Source organism: Amycolatopsis sp. NPDC088138, assembly GCF_044741685.1.
Taxonomy (GTDB): domain Bacteria; phylum Actinomycetota; class Actinomycetes; order Mycobacteriales; family Pseudonocardiaceae; genus Amycolatopsis.
The window spans coordinates 244,230-267,162 of the sequence record NZ_JBIUTB010000007.1 but is presented as its reverse complement, the minus strand read 5'-3'; the positions used below and the strand labels follow the sequence as shown (position 1 = coordinate 267,162).

Here is a 22,933-nt window from a genome sequence, read left to right as displayed (position 1 = left end):
AGGTACGGTGCCCTCCAGAAGCGACGTGCGACGTCCAGGAGGGCACCGTGGCCAACCCGTTTTCGCTGTTCAGCGGCTCCAAGAAGGTCGACGGCAAAGTCGTCCTGATCACCGGCGCGGCCCGCGGCATCGGCGCCGGGCTGGCCGAACGCCTCGCCGCGCGCGGCGCGAAGGTCGCCCTCGTCGGCCTCGAAGCCGAGGAGCAGCAGAAGGTCGCCGACCGCATCGGCGCCAACGCGAAGTCCTGGGAAGCCGACGTCACCAGCTGGGACGCGCTCGAAGCCGCCACCGCCGGCGTCGTCGAGCACTTCGGCGGGATCGACATCGTCATCGCCAACGCCGGCATCGCGACCGCGGGCTTCGTCCGCTCCGTCGACCGAGCCGCGTTCGAGAAGGTCATCGAGGTCGACCTGCTCGGCGTCTGGCGCACGTTCCGCGTCACGCTGCCGCACGTCATCAACCGCAAGGGCTACCTGCTCGCCATCTCGAGCCTGGCCGCGATCACGCACGCGCCCGGCATGGCCAACTACTCCGCCGCGAAGGCCGGCGTCGAGGCCTTCTCGAACAGCCTGCGCGCCGAGGTCGCCCACCTGGGCGTGAAGGTCGGCGTCGCGCACCCGACGTGGATCCGCACCGACCTGGTCGAGAGCGCCGACGCGCACCCGGTGTTCGGCAAGCTCCGCGCGTCGATGCCCGGCCTGATCGGCAAGACCTACCCGCTGGACGTCGCCCTCGACGACCTCGAAGCCGGGATCCTCAAGCGCGCCCGGACGATCCACGTGCCGCGCTGGGTCGGCGGGCTCAAGCTGATCCGCGCGTTCCTGCCGCCGATCATCGAGATCGGCTCGCGCAGCCGGGTACCTTCGGCGGACAAGGCCGCGCTCGCCGACATCGAGGCGCGCGGCGCGTTCGAGTCCGCGGTCACCGGGCACGGCGGCCGCGCGGCCACGACGAAGTCGTAGGAGCTGCGGATGTCACGTCGCGACCAGATCAGGATGACCGAGGACGAGGTCCGCGGGTTCTTCGCCGAGCAGAAGGTCATCAACGTCGCCAGCGTCGGCCCGAACGGCCGCCCGCACCTCGCGCCGCTCTGGTACTACCCGCACGAGGACGGCGTCGCGACCTGGACGTACGGGACGTCGCAGAAGGCGAAGAACCTGCGCCGCCTCCCGGAGGCGACGGTGCTCATCGAGGACGGCGACACCTACGAGAAGCTCCGCGGCATCTCGCTCGAGGCCGACGTCCAGCTCGTCGAGGACACCGAGGAAGTCACCCGGATGGGGATCACGCTCATGCAGCGCTACGCGGGCGCCAAGCCGGGCGACCCCGTACCGTCCGAGCTGAGCACCTTCATCGCAGGTCAGGCGCCCAAGCGGGTCGGGTTGATCTTCCGTCCGACGAAGATCGTCAGCTGGGACCACACGAAGCTCGGTGGGACGTACTAACCGGTAGGTTGTACTTCCAAGTAACTGTTACTTGAGGTAACGTCATCTCCGCAGTTTCCTCGAAGCAGCGGAGGCCGACAGATGACCGAGCGGTTCAAGGTCGTGATCGTGGGCACCGGGTTCTCCGGGCTCGGCCAGGCGATCCAGCTCGAAAAGGCCGGCATCCGGGACTACGTGATCCTGGAGAAGGCCGGCGAGGTGGGTGGCACCTGGCGCGACAACTCGTACCCCGGGTGCGCGTGTGACGTCCAGTCGCACATGTACTCGTTTTCGTACGAGCAGAACCCGGACTGGTCGCGGTCGTTCTCGCCGCAGCCGGAGATCTTCGACTACCTCAAGGGTGTCGCGGACAAGTACCGGCTGCGCGAGAAGATCCGCTTCGGCGTCGAGCTCACCGGCGCGCACTGGGACGAGCAGGAGCGCCGCTGGACGGCGACGACCAAGGACGGCCGGGAGTTCTCCGCGCAGTTCCTCGTCTCCGGCGTCGGCGGCCTGCACATCCCGCAGGTCCCCGAGCTGCCCGGGATCGCGAACTTCCAGGGCCAGACCTGGCACTCCGCGCAGTGGAACCACGAGTACGACCTGCGCGGCAAGCGCGTCGCCGTGGTCGGCACCGGCGCCAGCGCGGTCCAGTTCGTCCCGAAGATCGCCCCGGACGTCGCGGAGCTGACGCTCTTCCAGCGGACGCCGCCGTGGATCATGCCCAAGCCCGACCACGCGATGCCGGAGTGGTCGCGGACGCTGTTCCGCCGCGTCCCCGGCGCCCAGCGGGCCTACCGCAACGCGCTGTACTGGCTCCTCGAAGCCCGCGCCATCGGCTTCAACGGCCACCCGGGTGTCATGAAGGCCGGCGAGCTGATCGCCAAGCGGAACATCGCGAAGGGCATCACGGACCGCGCGCTGCGCAAGAAGGTCACACCCGACTACACGATGGGCTGCAAGCGCGTCCTGATCTCCAACGACTACTACCCGGCGCTGGACCGGCCGAACGTCGACGTGAACACCTCCGGGATCAAGGAGGTCAGGGCGCATTCGATCGTCGACTCCGCCGGGGTCGAGCACGAGGTCGACGCGATCGTCTACGGCACCGGCTTCAAGGTCACCGACGCGCTGGAGTACCTGGACATCACCGGCGTCGACGGCCGCAACCTGGCCAAGGAGTGGGCCGCCGAAGGGATGCAGACGCACAAGGGCATCACCGTGTCCGGCTTCCCGAACCTGTTCTTCCTGCTCGGCCCGAACACCGCGCTGGGCCACAACTCCGTCGTCTTCATGATCGAGTCGCAGTCGCGCTACGTCGTCGACGCGATCAAGCTGGCCGACTCGCGCGGCGCCGCCGCGGTCGACGTCCGGCCGGGGGTGCAGGACGAGTTCCAGCGCGAGATCCAGGACAAGCTGGTCAAGGGCGTCTGGACGCAGGGTGGTTGCAAGAGCTGGTACCTCGACGCCAAGGGGGTCAACCGGACCATCTGGCCCGGCTTCACCTGGCGGTACTGGCTGGAGACGCGGAAGGTGGACCCGGCCGACTACGAGCTCAGTGGTCGTGCGCAATGACCCGCGAGGACACTGAGCAGTTCGTGCTGCACGCCCGGGACGTCCACTTCGACTGGGCGAGCCTGCCGATGCACTGGATCCCCGGCGAGCCTCAGGCCACGCACACGATCAACGTGCTGCACCTGGCGCTGCCCGAGGGTGAGCGCTGGTTCGTCGAGGTGTTCAAGCAGGCCGTGCCGCTGATCCGCGACGAGCGGCTCAAGGAGGACGTGCTCGGCTTCATCGGCCAGGAGGCGGTGCACGCCGAGGCGCACGACGGCGCGGCCGCGCACCTGGAGGCCGCGGGGGTGCGCGTGCGGCCGTACATCGCGCAGATGGAGTGGCTGTTCCGGAAGCTGCTCGGCGACCGCGACCTCACCGGCCGGGCCGCCGAGGAGTGGCTGGTCGAACGGCTGGGCATCGTCGCCGCGATCGAGCACTACACGGCGTTCCTCGGCCAGTGGGTGCTCGACGCGCCGCTCGCCGAGGCCGGCGCGGACCCGGTGATGCTCGATCTGTTGCGCTGGCACGGCGCGGAAGAAGTCGAACACCGGTCGGTCGCGTTCGACCTGTTCGTGCACCTCGACGGCCGCTACACCCGCCGCGTGCGCAGCATGGCCGCGGTGACGCCGGTGCTGGCCTGGGTGTTCCTCCGTGGCACGCGGTTCCTGATGCGCAACGACCCGACCCGCCCGGGGCGCGCGTCCCTGCGCGGCTATCGGCGGGCGGCGAAGAAGGGCCTGCTGCCGACCGGGCGCCAGCTGCTGCGGGAGATCCGGCCGTACTTCCGGAAGGCGTACCACCCGGCCGAGACGGGCAACACCGAACAGGCCGTGGCCTACCTGGCGAGCTCACCCGCCGCGCGGGCGGCGGGGTGACCCTCGGCCGGCCCACCCGGCTCGACGGCAGCGACCGGACCGACCGGCTGATGTCCGCGATGGTCGGCGTGGTCGGGGTGTACCGCCGGCTCTCGCAGGTCAGCGGGAAACGGCGGCCGCAGGTGCGCGCGGTCGACCGGGACCTGCCGCTGACGGTCGAAGCGGTCCGCCCCGAAGCCGAGGGCGTCGTGAGCCTGCGCCTGGCGAACGGTGCGCCGCTGCCGGGCTGGCGGCCGGGGGCGCACGTCGACCTCGTCCTGCCGTCCGGGCGGGTGCGGCAGTACTCCCTGTGCGGCGACCCGTCCGAAAAGGACCATTACCGCATCGCCGTGCGGAAGATCGGTGCCGCGTCGGCCGAGGTCCACACCCTGACACCGGGCACGCGGGTCACCGTGCGCGGGCCGCGGACGGCGTTCCCGCTCGTCGGCCAGGGGCCGTTCCTGTTCGTCGCGGGCGGTATCGGGATCACGCCGATCCTGCCGATGGTCCGCCGCTGCGTGGAACTCGGCGTGGACTGGCGGCTGGTCTACACCGGCCGCAGCCGGGCGTCGATGCCGTTCGTCGACGAACTGGCGGCCTACGAGCGCGCCTGGATCCGCCCGGACACCGAGTACGGCATCCCGGCCTCGGGCGCCGAGCTCCTCGACGGCATGCCGGACGGCGCCGCGGTGTACTGCTGCGGCCCGGTGCCGATGATCACCGGCGTCCGGGTCGACCTGGCCCTGACCACGGGCGCGGTGCACTTCGAACGGTTCGCCCCGCCGCCGATCGTGGCGGGCGAGCCGTTCCGGCTGACTTTGCGCCGGTCGGGGCGGGTGCTGGACGTCCCGGGTGACCGGTCCGCCCTCGACGTCGTCCGCGAAGTGCTGCCCGACACGCCGTATTCGTGCCGCCAGGGCTTCTGCGGGACCTGCGCGGTGCCGACGGCCGACGGCGGATCGATGCGGATCTGCGTCGACCGCGGCCCCGCGGTGCTGGAGTTATGAGCCCTCGGGCAGCCAGGCGCCGATGACCGGCTTGAACTCGCGGACCGTCCGCTCGGCGATGACCCCCTCCAGGGCGTACGGGTCCTGGTCGAGCGTCTCCTTGAGGTGCGCGTCGTCATCGGCCTGGTAGAGCGTGACGCCGCCGGTGCCGTCACCGAGCGGGCCGGCGACCGCGACCCGGCCCTCTTCGGCGAGCTTGGCCAGGAAGTCGCGGTGGCGCGGGCGCACCTCCTGCAGCTTCTCCTGGACGTAGGTGATTTCGACGAGGTACCAGGCCATGTGGATCTCCGTGCTCGGACGGGCGGGATGCGACCGACGCTACTCTGTGTCCCAGTATCCGAACGCTGGCGACGCGGGGCCAACCCGATAGGCTAGGCGTGCGTCAGTACCTGTGTGAGCGCTGTGAATACCGTGAACCTGCTGACGCGGCACACCGTGCAAACCGGGGTCGAGGACAGGCAGGGGTTCATGCTCGAAGGCAATGCGGAACGCAGTGTCGAGGCGACCCTCGGCCACTTGCGGGTCATGGACGGGCCGGCTCCGGTGCAGACACCGGCGCCGCTGAACCTCGAAGACCTGTACCGCCAGCACCGCATGCGGCTGGTCCGGCTGGCGATTCTGCTGGTCGACGAGCCCGCGACGGCGGAAGACGTGGTCCAGGAGGCCTTCACCGGCCTGCACCGCAACTGGGGCCGGTTGCGTGACGCCGCGGCCGCGGTCGGTTACCTGCGCACCGCCGTGGTCAACGGGTCGCGCAGCGTGCTGCGCCGGCGCAAGACCGCCCGGGAGTACGTGCCGCCGCACGCCGTCAACGCGCGGTCCGCGGAGAGCCTCGCGATGCTCTCCAGCGAGCACCAGGCGGTGGTCAGCGCGCTGTCCAAGCTGCCGCCCCGCCAGCGTGAAGTGCTGGTACTGCGTTACTACGGTGGGCTGAGCGAGGCCGAAATCTCTGAGGCCGCGGGCATCTCCAAGGGTACCGTCAAGTCGACCGCCAGCCGGGCGCTCGAAGCTCTTCAGAAGGCCATGCAGACGCCACAGTGACCCGGGTGGACCATCCCGATCACTGAGTCGTATCACCATGCTTGGTCCAGACCAATATATGCTGGGGTACGTGAGAGGCGCCGGAGATTTCGTGATCATGGGCGGCCGGGTCGTCGCCCCGGACCGTGTACTCGACGACGGCTGGCTGGCCGTCTCCGACGGGCGGATCGCCGGCGTGGGTTCCGGGACCCCGCCGTCCGGCGAGCACGTGGACGTCGGCGGGGCACTGGTCGTGCCTGGATTCGTCGATACCCACTGCCACGGCGGGGGAGGTGCTTCGTTCACCTCCCTCGATCCGGAGGAGCTCCTGACGGCGGTGCGGGCACACCGCCGTCACGGCACCACGACCATGCTCGCCAGCCTGGTCTCCGATCCGGTGGACATCCTGCGTGAGCAGGTGGCCGCGCTGCGTGAGATCGTCCAGGACGGCGAGGTCGCGGGCATCCACCTGGAGGGGCCGTTCATCTCGAAGGCCCGCTGCGGGGCCCACGACCCGGAGACGCTGCTCGAGCCGGACACCGGCACGGTCGACAAGCTGCTGCGGGCCGGCCAGGGCGCGATCCGGATGGTGACCATCGCCCCGGAGCTGTACGGCGGGGTCAAGGCCGTCCGGCAGCTGGCCGAATCGGGCGTCATCGCCGCGATCGGGCACACCGACGGCGTCGAGGAGCAGCTCCGGCCGGCGATCGACGCGGGCGCGAGCGTCGCGACGCACCTGTTCAACGGCATGCGCCCGCTGCACCACCGCGAACCCGGCCCGGTCGGCGCGCTGCTGGACGACGAGCGCATCACGATCGAGCTGATCGTCGACCTGGTGCACCTGCACCCGACCGTGGTGCGGCTGGCCGCCAAGCACGCGGGCCGCAACCGGACGGTGCTCATCACCGACGCCATGTCGGCCACCGACGCCGCCGACGGCCGCTACACGCTGGGCCGGCTCGAGGTCGACGTGCACGACGGCGTCGCCACGCTCGCCGACAACGGTTCGCTGGCCGGCAGCACCCTGACGATGGACACCGCCTTCCGCAACCTCGTCAACGGTGCGAAACTCGGGATCCTGGACGCCGTGCACGCGACGTCCCGCCGTCCGGCCGAGCTGCTCGGCATCGCCGACCGCACGGGATCGCTGGTCCCGGGCAAGGTGGCCGACGTCGTGGTGCTCGACGCGGACCTGCGGCCGGCCAAGGTGCTGCGCCGGGGTGAATGGGTCGCCGAAGTGGGTACGGCTACCTTGAGCACCTAAAACTCACGACGAGGAGACGGGTGGGATGAGCGAGCCGAAGGACCCCGAGCAGCTGCTGGCGGACGCCCTTCGCGCGCAAGCCGTCTTCGCCCCGCAGGCGTCCCCCGCCCCGGCCCGGGAACCCGAGCCGGGTACCGGCACGGGCCCGACCGACGCACTGGCCAAGCCGGCCGAGCTGCCCTCGGCCTACGGCCTGCTCTCCGGCGCCAGCGCGGACTCGCTCGAGCGGGAACGCGCCGCACTGGACGACGCCGACGCGCCCACGACGTTCACACCGCGCCCGGAGCCCGAACCGGAGACGGTCCGCCAGGCGACGACGGGCGCGCAGCTCCCGGCGTACTGGATCCTGATGCTCGCGGTGCTGCTGGGCCTCGCCGCGGGGTCGGTCGTGGGCCTGCTCACGCTGGTCTGAACGGGTCTTATCAGGCACTCAGGGTGACCCTGTACCGTTTTTGAGGTGATTCTCGCGCAGAGCACCGTCAACACGATGTCCCTGCTGCCGTCCTGGCTGGACCCGCAGCACTTGCTGAGCGGCTTGACGACACCGGTCCTGGCGGTGCTGTGCCTGATCATCTTCATCGAGAGCAGCATCTTCCCGGTGCTGCCCGGTGACTCGCTGCTCTTCACCGCCGGCCTGTTCATCGCGAACGGCACCCTCGACGCGTCCCTGTGGCTCGTGTGTGTGCTGGTCACGGTCGCGGCGCTGCTCGGCAACGTCGTCGGGTACTACCTCGGCTACTTCGTCGGGCCCAAGCTGTTCAACCGGCCGGATTCGAAGTTCTTCAAGCGCGAGTACATCGACAAGACGCACGAATTCCTGGAGAAGCACGGCCCCAAGGCGGTCGTGCTGGCCCGGTTCGTGCCGTTCGTGCGTACGTTCATCACCTGGATCGCCGGCATCGGCCGGATGGACCCGAAGCGTTACTTCACGTACACGATCCTCGGCGGCATCCTCTGGGCCGCGGGCATCACGATCCTCGGCTCGCTGCTCGGCAACATCGGCTTCATCCGGAACAACGTCGACTCGATCTTCGTGCTGATCGTGCTGGTCTCGGTGGTCCCGATCCTGTTCGAGTACCTCAAGTCGCGGCGTGAGAAGAAGTCGTCGGCCGCCATGGCGTCGTCCGACCCCGAGGTCACCCAGCGCATCCCGCGCATCAAGGACTGACCCTCAGGTCATCGAGAACATCGAGCCCGGGTTGAAGAGGTTCTCCGGGTCGAGGGCCCGTTTGATCTCGCGGTGCACGCGCATGCCGATCGGGCCGATCTCGCGCTCCAGCCACTCACGCTTGATCTTGCCGACGCCGTGTTCGCCGGTCACCGTGCCGCCGAGCGAGAGCCCGATCTCGAGGATCTCGTCGAACGCGCGCTGGGCGCGGGCGAACTCGTCCGGGTCGTCGGGCTGGTAGACGATCGTGGGGTGCATGTTGCCGTCGCCGGCGTGGCCGACCACGGCGATCCGCAGGCCGACGTCCTCGCTGACCTTCTCGCAGCCGCGGATGAGCTCGGCGATGCGCGTGCGCGGGACGCAGACGTCGTCGGTGAGCCAGAGGCCGTAGGTCTCCAGCGCCGTCAGCACCACCCGGCGGGCCTGCAGCAGCATCCGGCCTTCTTCGAGGTCCTCGGTGGTGTAGGCGAGGTCGGCGCCGCAGTCGACGCAGATCTGCTCGAGCTTGGCGAGCTCGCGGCGGGCGACCTCACCCCCGGCGTCGGACTGGCCGAGCAGCAGGGCCTGGCACTCCGAGCCCGCGCCGAGGTCCGTCTTGAGGTAGGTCTCGGACGCCTTGATCGAGGACGCGTCCATGATCTCGAGCAGCGACGGCACCAGCCCTTCGCGCACGACCCGCGCGACGGCCTCACCGGCGGCTTCGGCGGTGGTGAAGCCCGCGACGAACGTCGCCGGCGCCTGCGGCAGCGGCTTGAGCTGGACGGTCGCCTGCGTGATGACCCCGAGTGTGCCCTCGCTGCCGACGAACAGCCGCGCGAGGTCGTAGCCGGCGACGCCCTTGACCGTCCGCCGCCCGGTCTTGAGGATCTCGCCGTCCGCCAGCACGACCTCGAGGCCGAGGACGGAGTCGGTGGTGACGCCGTACTTCACGCAGCAGAGGCCGCCGGCGTTGGTGGAGAGGTTGCCGCCGAGGGTGCACCAGTCGTAGCTGGACGGGTCCGGCGGGTAGAAGAGGCCGTGCTTCTCGACGGCGTTGCGGAAGTCCAGGTTGACGACCCCGGGCTGCACGACGGCCAGCCGGTTCCCGGCGTCGATCTCGACGATCTCGTTGAGCTTGGTCAGCGCGAGCACGACGCAGCCGTCGATGGCGTTGGCGGCACCGGAGAGGCCACTACCGGCCCCGCGCGGCACGATCGGCACCTTCGCCGCGGCACAGGCCTTCACGACGGCCTGCACCTGCTCGGTGTTCTCGGGCAGCACCACGGCGAGCGGCACCCCGGAGGGCGCGAGCGGCATCATGTCGCGCGAGTACGACGCCGTGACGTCGGAATCGGTGAGCACGGCGCTCTTGCCGAGCAGGTCGCGGAGCCGGGTGACCAAAGCTTCGTCGCTCATAGCTTCATGGTAAGCCCGGATAGTCCGCACTGCGGAAATCTTCTTTCGAATCTGCCCGGTTCAGCGCAGTGCGGACGACCGGGCGTCAGCGGATCACGCCGAAGACCTTGTCCAGGTGCAGGGTCAGCAGGACGCGCTGGTCCGTGACCATCGCCTCGCGGTACTCGTCCCAGTTCGGGTGCTCACCCGCCGCCCGGCGGTAGTAGCCGACCAGGCCCTCCACCGTCGCGTCGTCCGGGGCGGCGGCCGGGTCGGTCAGCTCCGCGTGCGCCTCGGCGACCACGTAGCTCCAGCCGTCCTCGCTGCCCACGTGGTAGGTGACGCGCGGGTCGCGGCGCATGTTCTTCGTCTTGGCCCGCGTCTCGGTGATCGACGCGGTGATCGTGTCCGTCTCCGGGTTGTAGAGGTGGGTGATGGTGGACAGCTGCGGCCGGCCGTCGCGGCGGATCGTCGCGAGCACGCCGTGGCGGTGCGAGGTGATGAAGTCCCTCAACGCTGTGTCGTCGGTCATACCCCTACCAACCCGTCGCGGCCCCCTTTGTTCCGCACCGCGGAGGACGCCGGAACACCGCCGGGTGACACCCAAAAGTGCAGCTCAGTGGCCCCGAACCCGGCAGAAGAGACAAACTGGGGCAGGTAAATCTGCTTGCATACGGCAACTAAAGTGTGTTGTGACACATCGTCGTGTTCCTCGCTTGCAGAACTGTCCGTGAAGGCACATCCTTGCCTGAGGCAACTAGTTGCAGCCGCCAACCAAAGCCGCGTGAGGACCAACCATGGCACCCAACAGCTCAGCAGCAGCCCGTCCGCGGGCCGAACTGGATCTGGCCGACTCGCTCGGCCATGAGCTCGTGCGCTTCATCCGGTTGATCAACAAGGCGAAGTCCCAGGTCTCCAAGCAGGGGCCGGACGGGATCGAGCGGGCGGCCTACGCGATCCTCTTCACCCTCATCCACGAGGGCCCGCAGCGCACCAGCCGGCTCGCCGACTCGCTGCACGCCGAGATCTCGACGATCAGCAGGCAGTCGAGCTCGCTCGTCCAGCACGGCCTGGTCGAACGCCAGGCCGACCCCGAGGACGGGCGGGCCTGCCTGCTCGCGCCGACGGCCGAGGGCCTGCGGGTGTTCGAAGAGAACCGCAAGCAACGCAATCAGTGGCTGGCCGAAGTGCTCGAGGACTGGCCGGAAGAGGACCGCCAGAACCTCAACCGGCTCTTCGGACGGCTCAACACAGGTATCGAGAAACACTCTCCACAGCTGGCCGACGCGCAGGCGCCGACCGCTGCACCGGCCAAGGGGGCCACTGCATGAGTACCACCGTCGACAAACCCGCTCAGCTACCACAACCGAAAGCGTTGCCGCAGCTGAGCCACCGCCAGATCGTCACGATCCTGAGCGGCCTGATGTGCGGCATGTTCCTCGCCGCGCTGGACCAGACGATCGTCGGCACGTCGATCGTCAAGATCGCCAACGACCTGCACGGCTTCGACCTGCAGGCGTGGGCCACCACGGCGTACCTGATCACCTCGACGATCGTCACGCCGATCTACGGCAAGCTCTCCGACATCTACGGGCGCAAGCCGTTCTACCTCGCCGCGATCACGATCTTCGTCGCCGGTTCGCTGGCTTCGACGTTCTCGCAGTCCATGTACGAGCTCGCCGCGTTCCGCGCGGTCCAGGGCCTCGGCGCCGGCGGTCTGATGTCGCTGGCCATGACGATCATCGGTGACGTCGTCCCGCCACGGGAACGCCCGCGGTACCAGGGTTACATCCTCGCCGTGTTCGGCCTCTCCACCGTGCTCGGCCCGGTGCTGGGCGGCTTCTTCGCCGGCTTCGACACCCTCGGCGGCATCTCCGGCTGGCGCTGGGTCTTCCTGATCAACGTCCCGATCGGCGTCATCGCGCTGTTCGTCGTCGCCAAGGTCCTGAACGTGCCACACGAGCGGCACGAGCAGAAGATCGACTGGTGGGGCGCGCTTTCGCTGGTCGTCGCGGTCGTGCCGTTCCTGATCGTCGCCGAGCAGGGCCAGAAGTGGGGCTGGGGCGACGGCAAGGCGATCCTCTGCTACGTCGTGGGCGGCGTCGGCGTGATCGCGTTCATCCTGATCGAACGGATGATGAAGGACGCCGCGCTGATCCCGCTGCGGCTGTTCAAGAACTCGACGTTCACCGTCGCGATCATCGGCGGTGTCATCGTCGGTGTGGCGATGTTCGGCGCCATCACGATGATCCCGCAGTTCATGCAGGTCGTGCAGGGCTACACGCCGACCGAGTCCGGGTTGCTGATGCTGCCGCTGATGGCGGGCATCATGACCAGCTCGATCGTCTCCGGCCGGATCACGTCGAAGACCGGGCACTACAAGATCTTCCCGATCCTCGGCACCCTGCTGATCGCCATCGGCGCGTTCTTCTTCGCGCAGGTCGAGTACAACTCGGCGCTGTGGCACCCGCTGGTCGCCGCGGCCATCATCGGCCTCGGTCTCGGTCAGTGCATGCAGACGCTGGTCATCGCGGTGCAGAACGCCGGCCCGCGCAGTGACATGGGCGCCTCGACCGCGTCGGCGACGTTCTTCCGCCAGATCGGTGGTACCGCCGGTGTCGCCATCTTCCTGACGATCCTGTTCAACACGCTGGGCCCGAACATCACCAAGGCCTTCGGCGGCAAGCTGCCGGCCGGCGCGGGTGCCGGGATCGGCAACCTGTCCGAGAACACCAGCGGCATCCAGAACCTGCCCGAGGCGATCAAGACCCCGGTGCTGATCGGCTTCACCGAGTCGATCACCACGGTGTTCTACGTCGCGGGCGCGGTGGCCCTGCTGGCCACCGTGGTGCTGCTGTTCATGAAGGAGATCCCGCTCGCCGGGATGAACCCCGCCGCGGCGGCCGTCGAAGGCGGCGAAGCGTTCCTCGACGACGCCGAAGCCGAGAACTTCGCCGACGAGCCCACCGAGATCGTCGAGCCGGTCCGCCCGCTCGACCGGGAACCGGCGCTCGTGGGCGGCGGGAAGCACGCACTGAGCAACGGGCACGGTGACTACCAGGCCGTGTCGGGCGCGCTGCCGATCACGAACTCGATCTCCGACGCCGAGCTCGACACCCCCGTCGGGTCGGGTGGGGTGCCGGTGGTCGGGCACGTGCGCCGCCAGGACGGCAGCCACGTCGCGGGTGCCGCGCTGACCCTGATCGACCAGCGCGGCCGCCAGGTCGCGCGGGCCACCGGCTCGGCCGACGGCAGCTACTCGGTGCCCAGCCAGGGCCCCGGCGCGTACGTCCTGATCGTGTCGGCCCACGGCCACCAGCCGCAGGCCTCCAGCGTCGTGATCAGCAACGGGCCGGCGACGGTCGACGTCACGCTCACCGGGTCCGGCGAGCTGACCGGCACCGTGAAGGCCGCCGCGACCGGTTCGCCGCTGCCGAACGTCACGGTCACGCTGACCGACAGCCGCGGCGAGGTCAACGGCGCGTTCATCACGACCACGGACGGCACCTATGCGTTCGTCGGGGTCGGCGCCGGGGCCTACACCCTGGTCGCCAGCGGCCCGGGCTACCGGCCCGTCGCGGTGACGCTGACCGTGCCGGACAGCGGCGTGCTGCGCCACGACGTCGAGCTCGCGAGCTCGGTGCTGCTGAGCGGCACCGCGCGGACCGAGGGCGACCGGATCGTGCCGGACGCGCGGATCACCGTGCTCGACCCCGAAGGCAACGTGGCCGCCGTGGCCCGGACCGACGGTGAAGGCCGGTACCTGGTCAGCGACCTGCCCGCGGGCGCGTACACCGTGGTCGCGAGCGGTTACCCGCCGGCGACCAGCCGGGTGGAGCTGACCGGCGGCGAAGAGGACCACGACGTCCGGCTGAGCTACGACCAGGCCTTCGACGAGCTGGTCGACCGGTCATGACCGGACTGCGCGCCACCCTGCGCACCGCCGAAGGCTGGGCGGTCGAGCACGCCGTGCTCACCGTGACCGACCCGGCCGGACGGCAGGTCGCCCGCCAGGCGGCCGACGTCCGCGGCGACGTGGTCACCGACGCGCTCACGCCGGGGACCTACACCGCGGTCGTCACGGCGGCCGGGTACACCCCGGTCGCCCGAATGGCGCAGGTCGCCTCGGACGGCTCCGGCTCGCTCGGCGACGTCGTGCTGGCCCCGGTCGCCGAGGCGATCGACCTGCCGCCGGCCGGGCCGTGGGTGATCGACCCGATGCACTCGTCGGTCGTCGCCACCGCCCGTCACCTGGGCATCGCGAGCATCAAGGCGCGGTTCCCGGACGTGTCCGGCCGGATCGACATCGGCCGGCCGGCCGAGCGGTCGTCGGTGCACGCCGAGATCAAGGCGGCGAGCATCGACACGAACATCCGGATGCGCGACGACCACCTGCGGTCGCCGGACTTCCTGGACGTCGACGTGCACCCGGTGATCACGTTCGTGAGCACGGGGATGCGCCAGCGCGGCGTCGACTCGTGGACGCTGGTCGGCGACCTCACGCTGCACGGCGAGCGCCGCGAGATCGAGCTCGAGCTGACCTACGGCGGCTGGGGCCCGGACCCGTGGGGCGGCGTGCGCGTGGCGTTCCACGCCGAGACGACCCTGCACCGGAACGACTTCGCGATCAACTACAGCGCGATGGTCCGGGCCGGCGTCGCGGCGGTCGGCACGAAGGTCAAGATCGAACTGGACGTCGAAGCGGTCCAGGGCGAGTCGCTGCCGCAGTTCTGAGAACCCCTCGCTGAAGGCCCCCTCACCGCTGGTGAGGGGGCCTTCACCGTTCGTGCGAGGTGAAATTTCCGGAGGGCTCGATTCGGCCGTTGGCCGTGGGCCGTTCACCTCGGCCACGTAGGCTCATCGTGTGAACGTCGTGAGCATCGAGGCCGCGGGCGTCGGCGTGAGCTGGCTGGACACCGCCGGGCCCCTGCTCGTCTGGGTGATCGTGCTGAGCTTCGTGCTCGTCGAATGCGCGCTGATCATCGGGCTGTTCCTGCCCGGTGACTCGCTGCTGTTCGGCGCCGGTGTGGTGCTGGCCCAGCACGGCTCGGACCTGAACGCGTGGCTGCTCTCGGGTGCCGCGCTGATCGTCGCCGTGCTCGGCAACCAGATCGGGTACTACATCGGGCGCACCGGTGGCTCCAAGCTGATCGCGCGCCGCGACGGGAAGGTGCTCAACCGGCAGAGCCTCGAGCGCGCGCAGAACTTCCTGGACCGTCGTGGCTTCTTCGCGATCGTCGCGGCCCGCTGGATCCCGTGGATCCGCACGCTCGCCCCGCTCATCGCCGGTGCCGCGCGGATGGACCCGCGCCGGTTCATGCTGGCGACGGCGCTCGGCGGCCTGCTCTGGGTGCCGACGCTCGTGCTGCTCGGCTACTACGGCGCCGGCCTGCTGGACGTCCTGCCGTGGCTGAAGACGGCCGCGCTGTGGGTCAGCGTCGCGTTCTTCGTGTTCGGCACCGCGTACGGCGTGCTGCGTTACCGCCAGGAGATGCGCCGCCCGGTCGAAGAGACGGACGACGCCCGCGCGTGACTCACAGTTCGGGATCGGCCCAGATCTCGAGCTGGATGCCGTCGGGGTCGCGGAACACGACCACCCGGGATCCCTCGAAGGTGCGTGACGGCGCGGCCGGCAGGTAGGAGACGCCGAACTCGGCCAGCCGCTCCTCCCACTCGGTCAGCTCGGTCACCGAGCCGACCTTGAACGCGACGTGGTCCAGACCGGTTCTTCGCTCGTCGAAACCGCGTCTTCCGGTGTCCGCGTGCTGCACCAGCACGACCGAGAACGCGTCCCCGGCGGACCGCAGCACGACCTTGCGCAGGCCCGTGTCCGGCTCTTCGCGCCGGGTGACCTCCTCGAGGTCCAGGACCCGGGCGTACCACGGCACGCTGCGGTCCACGTCGGTCACGGTCAGCGCCAAGTGGTGCACGGACATGAGTTTTGCCATGGCTTGGGAAGCCGTCCTTTCGCGTGGCGGCTCCCCAGAGTTGCACAGCGTTCGCTTGGCAAAACAACGGTGACCAAGTTCCCGGGACAATCGTGATCTCGCCGTCTCCGGGCGTCCCAGTACGCGGACGTCCGTAACTGACAGTCATTCCGAATTGTCGGAAAGTATCCGGACGATCACCGACCGCCACCGACGTCCAGCACCGCTCCGGTGGTGAACGACGCCGCCGGCGACAGCAGCCACAGCACGGCCTCGGCGATCTCGACCGGCTGCCCGGCGCGGCGCATCGGGATCAGCGGCGCGTACTTCGCCATCCGGCCCGGCAGGCCGGCGGCCTCGTGCAGCCCGGTGTGGATCATCCCGGGCGCGACGGCGTTGACCCGCACGCCCTCGTCCGCGACCTCCTGGGCGAGCCCGTGGGTCAGGGTGTCGACGGCGGCCTTCGACGCGGCGTAGTGCACCCACTCCCCGGCCGAGCCGGTGCGCGCGGCCGTCGAGGAGATGTTGACGATCGCGCCGCCCTGGCCGCCGTGGCGGGTCGACATCCGGCGGACCGCCTCGCGGCAGCAGAGGAAGACACCGGTGACGTTCACGTCGAGGGTCCGCCGGACGACGTCGACCTCGTACTCGTCGAGCCGCCCGGGGGTGTTTCCGGTGATGGCGGCGTTGTTGACCAGCGCCTCGACCGGGCCCAGCGCCGCGGCGGCGTCGAACAGCGCGCGCACGTCGTCCTCGGCCGAGACGTCCGCGCGGACCGCCGCCGACCGCCGCCCGAGGGCTTCCACGCGAGCGGCGACCTCCTCGGCGGGCGCGGGATCACCCGAGAAGTTGACCACGACGTCGTAGCCCCGCGAGGCGGCCAGCTCGCAGGTGGCGGCGCCGATCCCCCGGCTGCCGCCCGTGACGATCAGGACGCTCACAGCGCGAAGTTGACCAGCGGGAGGTTCTCCAGCACGAGGTCCGCGCGGTCACGCGTCTGCGTGATCAGGTCGGCGTTGCGCTGGTCCGAACCGAGCGCGCGCTGCCGCGCCTCGACGAGCGAACGGCCGTACCGGCGGTGGCGCGACACGAGCCGTTCGATGCGCTCGGGCTCGTCCGGCGCGAGGAACCAGGCCTCGGTGAGCAGCGGCCGGATGGCGCTCCACGGGTCGTCCGGCAGCAGGAGGTAGTTGCCCTCCGTGATGACCAGCTGGACCTCCGGGGCGACCGCGACGGCACCCGCGATCGGCTCTTCGATCTCGCGGCGGAACTCCGGCGCGTAGACCGTCTCGCGGCCTTCGGCGAGGCGGCGGATCAGGTGGTAGTACCCGGCCGCGTCGAAGGTGTCCGGCGCGCCCTTGCGCTCGGCGCGGCCGAGCCGGCGCAGCTCGACCTGCGCGAGGTGGAAGCCGTCCATCCCGACCACCGCGGCGCGCGAGCCCAGCGCGTTCGCCAGTGCCCACGCGAGCGTGGTCTTCCCGGAGGCGGGCGCGCCGATGATGCCGAGCACGTTGCGCTGCCCGCGCACGGTCAGTCCCTCGGCCCTGGCCAGCAGATCGTCGAACGCCGTCATGTCCTGTTCCTTCCTGCGATCGCGGTCGTCCAAGACCGCGGTCCCACCAGCCGCACCCGTTCGGCGGCCACCTCGTTGGCGAAGCGAATCCGGTCCGTCACCGTGAGTCTTCGCGCCACGGCGACGGCGAGCGCGCCGTGCCAGACGTCTCCCGCTCCTAGTGTGTCCCGCGCTTCGACGGACGGCACGGGCACCTCTCCGGAATCCCCGTCGGCGGTCGACCACCGCACCGGACCAGGGCCGGAGGTGGTGATGACCGTCGGCACGCCCCGCTGGTGGAGGCCGGGTTCCGGGGCCCGGAAGTGGGCGGAGCAGGCGGCGACGTCGACCAGCGGCAACAGCTCGTCGAGCACCGGCTTCCAGCTCCCGGCGTCCAGCACGACCGGCACACCCGCGGCCCGGGCTTGCCGCGCAACATCCAGCGCGAGTTCCGGATAGTGCCCATCGAGCAAAACGACGTCAGCTGTCAAAAGCGGCACTTTCACGTGAAAGTGCCGCCCTCCGGCGTTGCGGGAGACGACGGTGCGCTCGCCGTCGCGGTCGCGGACGGCGACGGCGCTGACCGGCGGCGGGTCGGAGCGGGACGGGTCCAGGTCGACGACCTCGACGCCGCAGGTTTCCAGGTCGGCGCGGGCGAGCGCCGCCAGCGGGTGTGCGCCGAGGACGGTCAGCAGCGTCGCCTCGGCGCCGAGCGCGGCGGCCGTCACCGCGGCGTTCGTCGCGGGCCCCCCGGCCGCGACGTCCACCCGCAGTGACTGCACCTTCTCGCCCGGGGCCGGAAGCTCCGCGACACGCTGAACGACGTCCACGGTGCACAAGCCCGCCAGCAGCACTCTCACTTCAAGCCGGCCACGTGGGTCGCGGCTGCCGCCTCTTCGATCTCGCCGTTCTCGTTCAGCCGCAGCGCACCCGTGAGCAGGCCGACGACCTGGTTCATCGAGTGCGTCTTCGGCGAGACGACCGCGACGCGCTTGCCGAGGCGGTGCACGTGGATGCGGTCGGCGATGTCGAACACGTGCGGCATGTTGTGGCTGATCAGCACCACCGGCAGGCCGCGGTCGCGGATCCGGCCGATCAGGTCGAGCACCTTGCCGGACTCGGCGACGCCGAGCGCGGCGGTGGGCTCGTCCATGATCACGGCCTTGGTGCCGAACGCCGCCGCGCGCGCGACGGCGACACCCTGGCGCTGGCCACCGGAGAGCGTCTCCACGAGCTGGGTGATCGACTTGATGTTGATGCCCAGCTCGTCGAGGATCCGCTGCGCCTCACTCCGCATGGTGGCGGTGTCGAGCTTGCGGAACAGCCCGAACGCGCCGCCGATGCGTTTCTCCCGGCCGAGGAACATGTTCGACGCGATGTCCAGCGCGGGCGCGACGGCGAGATCCTGGTACACCGTCTCGATCCCGTACTGCCGAGCGTCCAAAGGGGACTTGAAGTGGACGGTCTCACCGTCCACTTTGATCTCCCCCTCGTCCGGGATCACGGCCCCGGAAAGGGTTTTGATGAGTGACGACTTCCCGGCGCCGTTGTCGCCGACGACGGCGAGCACCTCGCCGGGGAGCAGGTCGAAGTCGGCGCCGTCGATGGCGGTCACCCGGCCGTAGCGTTTCACCAGGCCACGGGCCTGCAGGATCGGTTCGGTCATGACTGCTGCTGCCTCCTCGCGATCCGGTCCACCACGACGGCGGCGATGAGCAGGGCCCCGGTGGCGAGGTCCTGGTAGTTGCCGTCGACGTTCATCTGCGTCAGCCCGGACCGCAGCACCGCCACGACCAGCGCGCCCATCAGCGTGCCCAGCACCGAGCCGCGGCCACCGAACAGGCTCGTCCCGCCGAGGACGACGGCGGTGATCGAGTCGAGGTTGCCGAGCTGGAACTGGTTCGGGTCGGCGTTCGGCGTCCGGCCGAGCGCCTGCCACGCGGCGAGGCCGAAGGCGAGGCCCGCCACGATGTACACCGACAGGACGGTGCGGTTGACCTTGATGCCGGACAGCCGCGCGGACTCCGGCGCGTTGCCGACCGCGTAGACGTGCTTGCCCCACGCGGTTTTCGTCAGCGCGTACCAGACGCCGAGGTACATCAGCAGCGCCAGCGTCATGCCGTAGGTGATCGGGATGCCGCCGAAGAGGTAGCGCTTGGTGCCGAGCCACTGCAGCAGCCCGTCGGTCACCGGCACGGCCTGGCCGCCGGCGATCAGCTTGGACACCGCGGTGAGCATGGTGAACGTGCCGAGCGTGATGATGAACGCCGGCAGCTTGATCCGCGTGGCGAGCGAGCCGATGAAGATGCCGACGATGACCGTCAGCACGACGCCGGCCAGCAGCGCGACGAAGCCGTTGGTCCCGGCCGCGGCGAGCTTCGCCATGATCAACGTCGCGACGACCATCGACGACGCGTTGGACAGGTCGATGCCCGCGATGAGGATGACGAGCGTCTGGCCGAGCGCCAGCGTCCCGACGACCAGCGACTGCTGGACGACGGTGGAGAGGTTGTCGAGGTCGAAGAAGGTGTCCGTGGCCAGCGAGAACACCACGACGGCGACGATCAGGGCGAGCGCCGGGCCGACCGCGGGGGCGCGGAGGAGGAACTCGCCGAGCGACTCACGTTCCTTTGTGGACGGACTAGCGACGGTGGCGGTGGTCGCGTTTGCAGATGTCACTGCGCGCCTCCCCAGCAGTTCTGCAGGCCCCACGCGGTGTCGTGGCTTTCGACGCCGGGCATGGGCTTGTCGGTGATCACGGCGGACCCGGTGTTGACGAAGCCGGTCGGCTTCTTGCCGGTCTTCGCGTACTCGACGGCGGCGAGCACACCCTGTTCGGCCATCTTCTTGGGGAACTGCATGACGGTCGCGGCGTAGAGGCCGTCCTTGACGTTCTGGACGCCTTCGCAGCCACCGTCGATCGAGCCCATCACGATCTTGCCGGCGAGCCCACGGGCCTTCAGCGCCGCGTTGGCGCCGCGGCCCATCGGCTCGTTCATCGAGTAGACGGCGTTGATGTCGGTGGTGCGCTGCAGCAGGTTCTCCATGCCCTGCTGGGCGAGGCTCTGGTCGCCGTTGGCCGCGGTGTGCCCCTTGATCTCGGGCGAGCCGTCGGTCAGCCCGATGCCCTTGAGGAACCCGCCGTGGCGCTGGGTGTCGACCGAGCTGCCTGCGGTGCCGTCGACCATCAGCAGCTTGGGCGGGGTGCCGGCCAGCGCCGCCTTGACGTACGCGCCCTGCTGCTGGCCGGCCGCGAAGTTGTCGGTGGCGAAGGTGGCGTCGACGGCGTCCGGCGGTTCGGTCGCGGTGTCGAGGGCGATGACCAGGATCCCGGCGTCGCGGGCGTCCTTGATCGCCTTCAGCACGCCGGTGGACGAGCTGGGCGTGATGAGGATGGTGTTCGCGCCCTGCTGCACGAGGTTCTCGATGGCGCGGACCTGGCCGTCGTTGTCGCCGTCGAACTGCCCGGCGAGTGCGCTGAAATCGGCGCCGTTGGCCTGTGCGGTGGCTCTGGCGGAATCGCGCAGGGCCACGAAGTACGGGTTCGTGTCGGTCTTGGTGACCAGGCCGACCTTCGCCTTTCCACTGCCACCGGTGTTGGTGTTGCCACCCCAGTGACGTTCGACGGTGCACCCGGTTGTCGTGGCCAGAACTGCGGCCAGCACAAGTGCGGTGAGACTTCGTTGTCTCATGGGTTCCCACCCTTTTCAGGAGACACGGACGGTTCGAAGCTTGCCGATGGTCGGGAAGGTAGACAGACTGCTGCGTGGACGCAAGCGTTTGCGCAAACGCTTGCCGGAAAGGATTGGCATGCCCCAGCCGAGATCATCGCGGCCGACCCAGCGGGACATCGCCGAGCTCGCCGGCGTCTCGATCACCACCGTTTCGCACGTCGTGAACGGGACCCGCGCGGTCGCCGAGGACACCAAGGCGGCCGTGCTGCGGGCGATCGAAACGACCGGCTACACCGGCGACGCCATCGCGCGCTCGCTGGTCACCGGCGGCACCCGGTCGATCGGGATGGCGATCTCCCTCGTGGCCAACCCGTACTTCGCGACGCTGATGCAGGCGATCGAGCGGGAGGCGTCGACCCACGGCTACACCGTGCTGCTCGCGGACACCCACGACACGGTGAACACGGAGCGTGACACGGTCCGGACGTTGCGCTCCCGCCGGGTCGACGGCCTGCTGATCACGCCGGCGCCGGGTGACGGCTCGGTGATCGGCGAGCTGGTCTCGCTGGACGTGCCGACGGTGCTGATCGACCGGCTGACCACCCGCGGCGACGTCGACCAGGTGGGCACGGAGAACATCCAGGCGACGTCGGCGCTGACCGCGCACCTGGCCACGCTCGGGCACCGGCGGATCGGGATGATCAGCGGCGCGCCCGGCCTGTCGACCAGCGAGGAGCGCGTGCTCGGCTACCGGCTCGGACTCGGCCGGTCCGGGCTGACGTGGTCGGCCGACCTCGTGGCCTGCGGGAACTCGTCCCACGAGGGTGGCGCGCTGGCGGTCAGCCAGCTGCTCGCGCTGCCCGAACCGCCGACGGCGCTGGTCGTCGGCAACGACAGCATGATGGTCGGCGTGCTGCACGAAGCGCGGCGGCGCGGGCTGAAGATCGGGCAGGACCTGCCGGTGGTCGTCTACGACGACGTCGAGTGGGCGGACCTGGTCGACCCGCCGCTGACGACGATGGCGCAGCCGATCGAGGAGATCGGCCGGCAGGCGGTGCGGCTGCTGCTGGCGCGGATCAACGACCCGGCGCGCAAGGCCGAAACCGTGCGCCTGCCGCCCACGCTGCGTCACCGAGAGTCGTGTGGCTGCCCGGCGGTTCACTCACATCAGTGATTCTGGGGTGTTGACGCCTCGACGCGCTCGTTCAGCGGCTACCTTTCGGCTGAGCGTCTGCGAGGGCTTTATGACGGCACTTTCGCCGGAGCTCCGGTTGTGGGACCCCCCGGTCACCTACCGGATCGGCGTCGCGATGGGTACGCACGCGCACCCCTACTCGGGTGAGCTGTTGCGTTCCATCAGGGCGGCCGCCGCCCAGGCCGGCTGCGACGTCACGCTGGCCGACACCGGCGACAGCGTCAGCGAAGAGGCCGCGGTCGTCCGCGCGCTGCGGGCGGACCTCGTGGACGGCGTGCTGCTGGTCCCCTCTCCCGGTGACGACGCGGTGATCAACGGCCTGGTCCGGATGGGCGTGCCGACGGTCGTGATGGACCGCCTCGCGGCCCGCAACGACGTCGACCAGGTGGGCACGGAGAACGTCCACGCGGTGTGCGGGCTGGTGAAGCACCTGACCGAGCGCCGCCACCGCAAGATCGGCCTGATCTCGGGCGACGAGAGCCTGGACGTCAGCCGCGAGCGCGTCCGGGGTTACCGCATGGGCCTGGAGCAGTCGGGCCTGCGCTGGGACCGCGAGCTGGTCGAGTCCGGCCTGTCGAACTCGGGCGGAGCGGCCCGCGCGACGGCCAAGCTGCTGGACGGCTGGCCCTCCCCGACGGCACTGGTGGTCGCGGACGAGTCGATGCTGGTGGGCGTCCAGTACGAGGCCCACCGCCGGGGCATCCGCATCGGCTCGGAGCTGGCCGTGGTCGGCTACGGCGACATGGACTGGGCGCGCCGGGTGAGCCCGGCGGTGACCACGCTGGTCCAGCCGATCGCCGATATCGGCCGCCGCGCGGTCCAGCTGCTGCTCTCCCGGATGGCGGACCCGGACCGGCCGCCGGAGTCGGTACTGCTGACACCTCGCTTCCTGCACGGCGCGTCCTGCGGGTGCTGAC

Annotated in this window: 25 protein-coding genes; 15 read left to right on the top strand and 10 right to left on the bottom strand. The window is 70.0% G+C overall.

Annotated features, from left to right (window positions below; genetic code table 11):
- The first annotated feature begins 47 nt into the window (after positions 1 to 47).
- From ACIOD2_RS37810 to ACIOD2_RS37790, 5 genes are all read left to right on the top strand, one after another.
- Positions 48 to 962 carry an SDR family oxidoreductase gene (locus tag ACIOD2_RS37810; RefSeq protein WP_400549494.1) on the top strand — a complete coding sequence of 305 codons (915 nt, stop codon included), beginning with the start codon at positions 48 to 50 and terminating at the stop codon, positions 960 to 962.
- Between the two features lie 9 nt (positions 963 to 971).
- Positions 972 to 1,445 carry a pyridoxamine 5'-phosphate oxidase family protein gene (locus tag ACIOD2_RS37805; protein ID WP_400549492.1) on the top strand — a complete coding sequence of 158 codons (474 nt, stop codon included), beginning with the start codon at positions 972 to 974 and terminating at the stop codon, positions 1,443 to 1,445.
- Positions 1,446 to 1,526: 81 nt separating this feature from the next.
- Positions 1,527 to 2,999: a flavin-containing monooxygenase gene (locus tag ACIOD2_RS37800; protein ID WP_400549490.1), complete on the top strand. Its 1,473-nt coding sequence runs from the start codon at positions 1,527 to 1,529 to the stop codon at positions 2,997 to 2,999.
- Complete coding sequence (locus ACIOD2_RS37795; RefSeq protein WP_400549488.1) at positions 2,996 to 3,856, top strand: metal-dependent hydrolase; 861 nt, start codon at positions 2,996 to 2,998, stop codon at positions 3,854 to 3,856. Before ACIOD2_RS37800 ends, ACIOD2_RS37795 begins: the two co-directional genes overlap by 4 nt.
- A 50-nt stretch (positions 3,857 to 3,906) precedes the next feature.
- Positions 3,907 to 4,842, top strand: coding sequence for a PDR/VanB family oxidoreductase (locus ACIOD2_RS37790; RefSeq protein ID WP_400550634.1), 936 nt, complete (start codon positions 3,907 to 3,909; stop codon positions 4,840 to 4,842).
- Here ACIOD2_RS37790 and ACIOD2_RS37785 read toward each other — a convergent pair.
- A complete protein-coding gene (locus ACIOD2_RS37785; protein WP_400549486.1) occupies positions 4,837 to 5,121 on the bottom strand; it encodes a YciI family protein in 285 nt (94 codons plus the stop codon). The two genes, ACIOD2_RS37790 and ACIOD2_RS37785, sit on opposite strands and share 6 nt — an antisense overlap.
- 189 nt (positions 5,122 to 5,310) lie before the next feature.
- On the opposite strand from ACIOD2_RS37785, the gene ACIOD2_RS37780 reads away from it, so the two are divergent.
- From ACIOD2_RS37780 to ACIOD2_RS37765, 4 genes are all read left to right on the top strand, one after another.
- Positions 5,311 to 5,883 carry a SigE family RNA polymerase sigma factor gene (locus ACIOD2_RS37780; RefSeq protein WP_323325727.1) on the top strand — a complete coding sequence of 191 codons (573 nt, stop codon included), beginning with the start codon at positions 5,311 to 5,313 and terminating at the stop codon, positions 5,881 to 5,883.
- 91 nt (positions 5,884 to 5,974) lie between these two features.
- Entirely contained in the window at positions 5,975 to 7,126 is a 1,152-nt protein-coding gene (gene nagA / locus ACIOD2_RS37775) for an N-acetylglucosamine-6-phosphate deacetylase (protein WP_400550632.1), read from the top strand.
- Positions 7,127 to 7,151: 25 nt separating this feature from the next.
- Positions 7,152 to 7,538: a hypothetical protein gene (locus ACIOD2_RS37770; protein WP_400549484.1), complete on the top strand. Its 387-nt coding sequence runs from the start codon at positions 7,152 to 7,154 to the stop codon at positions 7,536 to 7,538.
- Between the two features lie 45 nt (positions 7,539 to 7,583).
- A complete protein-coding gene (locus ACIOD2_RS37765) occupies positions 7,584 to 8,294 on the top strand; it encodes a DedA family protein (protein WP_400549482.1) in 711 nt (236 codons plus the stop codon).
- A 3-nt stretch (positions 8,295 to 8,297) separates the two neighbouring features.
- On the opposite strand, the gene ACIOD2_RS37760 is transcribed toward ACIOD2_RS37765, so the two are convergent.
- Positions 8,298 to 9,689 carry an FAD-binding oxidoreductase gene (locus ACIOD2_RS37760; protein WP_400549480.1) on the bottom strand — a complete coding sequence of 464 codons (1,392 nt, stop codon included), beginning with the start codon at positions 9,687 to 9,689 and terminating at the stop codon, positions 8,298 to 8,300.
- 85 nt (positions 9,690 to 9,774) lie between these two features.
- A complete protein-coding gene (locus ACIOD2_RS37755; RefSeq protein WP_400549478.1) occupies positions 9,775 to 10,200 on the bottom strand; it encodes a PPOX class F420-dependent oxidoreductase in 426 nt (141 codons plus the stop codon).
- A 265-nt stretch (positions 10,201 to 10,465) separates the two neighbouring features.
- Between ACIOD2_RS37755 and ACIOD2_RS37750 the strand changes: the two genes are divergently transcribed.
- From ACIOD2_RS37750 to ACIOD2_RS37735, 4 genes are all read left to right on the top strand, one after another.
- Positions 10,466 to 10,999, top strand: coding sequence for a MarR family winged helix-turn-helix transcriptional regulator (locus ACIOD2_RS37750; RefSeq protein WP_392759679.1), 534 nt, complete (start codon positions 10,466 to 10,468; stop codon positions 10,997 to 10,999).
- Positions 10,996 to 13,584: an MFS transporter gene (locus tag ACIOD2_RS37745; protein WP_400549476.1), complete on the top strand. Its 2,589-nt coding sequence runs from the start codon at positions 10,996 to 10,998 to the stop codon at positions 13,582 to 13,584. The genes ACIOD2_RS37750 and ACIOD2_RS37745 overlap by 4 nt, the downstream gene beginning before the upstream one ends.
- The gene (locus tag ACIOD2_RS37740) at positions 13,581 to 14,402 is read left to right on the top strand and encodes a YceI family protein (protein ID WP_400549474.1); all 822 of its coding nucleotides are present in this window, start codon (positions 13,581 to 13,583) and stop codon (positions 14,400 to 14,402) included. The genes ACIOD2_RS37745 and ACIOD2_RS37740 overlap by 4 nt, the downstream gene beginning before the upstream one ends.
- A 130-nt stretch (positions 14,403 to 14,532) precedes the next feature.
- The gene (locus tag ACIOD2_RS37735; protein ID WP_400549472.1) at positions 14,533 to 15,201 is read left to right on the top strand and encodes a DedA family protein; all 669 of its coding nucleotides are present in this window, start codon (positions 14,533 to 14,535) and stop codon (positions 15,199 to 15,201) included.
- A gap of 1 nt (position 15,202) precedes the next feature.
- Here ACIOD2_RS37735 and ACIOD2_RS37730 read toward each other — a convergent pair whose 3' ends face one another.
- The 7 genes from ACIOD2_RS37730 to ACIOD2_RS37700 all read right to left on the bottom strand — a co-directional run bounded on the left by ACIOD2_RS37730 (position 15,203) and on the right by ACIOD2_RS37700 (position 20,839).
- A complete protein-coding gene (locus ACIOD2_RS37730; RefSeq protein ID WP_400549470.1) occupies positions 15,203 to 15,616 on the bottom strand; it encodes a VOC family protein in 414 nt (137 codons plus the stop codon).
- Positions 15,617 to 15,792: 176 nt separating this feature from the next.
- Positions 15,793 to 16,536, bottom strand: coding sequence for an SDR family oxidoreductase (locus ACIOD2_RS37725; protein WP_400549468.1), 744 nt, complete (start codon positions 16,534 to 16,536; stop codon positions 15,793 to 15,795).
- Positions 16,533 to 17,168 carry a nucleoside/nucleotide kinase family protein gene (locus tag ACIOD2_RS37720; RefSeq protein ID WP_247059300.1) on the bottom strand — a complete coding sequence of 212 codons (636 nt, stop codon included), beginning with the start codon at positions 17,166 to 17,168 and terminating at the stop codon, positions 16,533 to 16,535. Before ACIOD2_RS37720 ends, ACIOD2_RS37725 begins: the two co-directional genes overlap by 4 nt.
- Positions 17,165 to 18,001: a PfkB family carbohydrate kinase gene (locus tag ACIOD2_RS37715; RefSeq protein WP_400550630.1), complete on the bottom strand. Its 837-nt coding sequence runs from the start codon at positions 17,999 to 18,001 to the stop codon at positions 17,165 to 17,167. Before ACIOD2_RS37715 ends, ACIOD2_RS37720 begins: the two co-directional genes overlap by 4 nt.
- 2 nt (positions 18,002 to 18,003) lie before the next feature.
- Positions 18,004 to 18,813, bottom strand: a complete 810-nt coding sequence (locus tag ACIOD2_RS37710; RefSeq protein WP_247059304.1) for an ATP-binding cassette domain-containing protein — start codon at positions 18,811 to 18,813, stop codon at positions 18,004 to 18,006.
- On the bottom strand, positions 18,810 to 19,826 hold the full coding sequence (locus ACIOD2_RS37705; protein WP_400549465.1) for an ABC transporter permease: 1,017 nt from the start codon (positions 19,824 to 19,826) through the stop codon (positions 18,810 to 18,812). Before ACIOD2_RS37705 ends, ACIOD2_RS37710 begins: the two co-directional genes overlap by 4 nt.
- The gene (locus ACIOD2_RS37700; protein ID WP_400549463.1) at positions 19,823 to 20,839 is read right to left on the bottom strand and encodes a substrate-binding domain-containing protein; all 1,017 of its coding nucleotides are present in this window, start codon (positions 20,837 to 20,839) and stop codon (positions 19,823 to 19,825) included. The genes ACIOD2_RS37705 and ACIOD2_RS37700 overlap by 4 nt, the downstream gene beginning before the upstream one ends.
- A gap of 118 nt (positions 20,840 to 20,957) precedes the next feature.
- On the opposite strand from ACIOD2_RS37700, the gene ACIOD2_RS37695 reads away from it, so the two are divergent.
- Together ACIOD2_RS37695 and ACIOD2_RS37690 are read left to right on the top strand one after the other, a co-directional pair.
- Positions 20,958 to 21,995 (top strand): LacI family DNA-binding transcriptional regulator, encoded by a 1,038-nt coding sequence (locus ACIOD2_RS37695; RefSeq protein ID WP_400549461.1) that lies wholly within the window; start codon positions 20,958 to 20,960, stop codon positions 21,993 to 21,995.
- A gap of 70 nt (positions 21,996 to 22,065) precedes the next feature.
- Positions 22,066 to 22,932 carry a LacI family DNA-binding transcriptional regulator gene (locus ACIOD2_RS37690; RefSeq protein ID WP_400549459.1) on the top strand — a complete coding sequence of 289 codons (867 nt, stop codon included), beginning with the start codon at positions 22,066 to 22,068 and terminating at the stop codon, positions 22,930 to 22,932.
- Position 22,933 lies beyond the last annotated feature (1 nt).

Excerpts from the sequence above, each read along its gene's own strand:
- ACIOD2_RS37770 (WP_400549484.1), top strand. The coding sequence starts at position 7,152 with ATGAGCGAGCCGAAGGACCCCGAGCAGCTGCTGGCGGACGCCCTTCGC.
- ACIOD2_RS37795 (WP_400549488.1), top strand. The coding sequence starts at position 2,996 with ATGACCCGCGAGGACACTGAGCAGTTCGTGCTGCACGCCCGGGACGTC.
- ACIOD2_RS37755 (WP_400549478.1), bottom strand. The coding sequence starts at position 10,200 with ATGACCGACGACACAGCGTTGAGGGACTTCATCACCTCGCACCGCCAC.
- ACIOD2_RS37710 (WP_247059304.1), bottom strand. The coding sequence starts at position 18,813 with ATGACCGAACCGATCCTGCAGGCCCGTGGCCTGGTGAAACGCTACGGC.
- ACIOD2_RS37780 (WP_323325727.1), top strand. The coding sequence starts at position 5,311 with ATGCTCGAAGGCAATGCGGAACGCAGTGTCGAGGCGACCCTCGGCCAC.
- ACIOD2_RS37720 (WP_247059300.1), bottom strand. The coding sequence starts at position 17,168 with ATGACGGCGTTCGACGATCTGCTGGCCAGGGCCGAGGGACTGACCGTG.
- ACIOD2_RS37690 (WP_400549459.1), top strand. The coding sequence starts at position 22,066 with ATGACGGCACTTTCGCCGGAGCTCCGGTTGTGGGACCCCCCGGTCACC.
- ACIOD2_RS37740 (WP_400549474.1), top strand. The coding sequence starts at position 13,581 with ATGACCGGACTGCGCGCCACCCTGCGCACCGCCGAAGGCTGGGCGGTC.
- ACIOD2_RS37785 (WP_400549486.1), bottom strand. The coding sequence starts at position 5,121 with ATGGCCTGGTACCTCGTCGAAATCACCTACGTCCAGGAGAAGCTGCAG.
- ACIOD2_RS37750 (WP_392759679.1), top strand. The coding sequence starts at position 10,466 with ATGGCACCCAACAGCTCAGCAGCAGCCCGTCCGCGGGCCGAACTGGAT.
- ACIOD2_RS37745 (WP_400549476.1), top strand. The coding sequence starts at position 10,996 with ATGAGTACCACCGTCGACAAACCCGCTCAGCTACCACAACCGAAAGCG.
- ACIOD2_RS37800 (WP_400549490.1), top strand. The coding sequence starts at position 1,527 with ATGACCGAGCGGTTCAAGGTCGTGATCGTGGGCACCGGGTTCTCCGGG.
- ACIOD2_RS37760 (WP_400549480.1), bottom strand. The coding sequence starts at position 9,689 with ATGAGCGACGAAGCTTTGGTCACCCGGCTCCGCGACCTGCTCGGCAAG.
- ACIOD2_RS37790 (WP_400550634.1), top strand. The coding sequence starts at position 3,907 with ATGTCCGCGATGGTCGGCGTGGTCGGGGTGTACCGCCGGCTCTCGCAG.
- ACIOD2_RS37700 (WP_400549463.1), bottom strand. The coding sequence starts at position 20,839 with ATGAGACAACGAAGTCTCACCGCACTTGTGCTGGCCGCAGTTCTGGCC.
- ACIOD2_RS37695 (WP_400549461.1), top strand. The coding sequence starts at position 20,958 with ATGCCCCAGCCGAGATCATCGCGGCCGACCCAGCGGGACATCGCCGAG.
- ACIOD2_RS37730 (WP_400549470.1), bottom strand. The coding sequence starts at position 15,616 with ATGGCAAAACTCATGTCCGTGCACCACTTGGCGCTGACCGTGACCGAC.
- ACIOD2_RS37805 (WP_400549492.1), top strand. The coding sequence starts at position 972 with ATGTCACGTCGCGACCAGATCAGGATGACCGAGGACGAGGTCCGCGGG.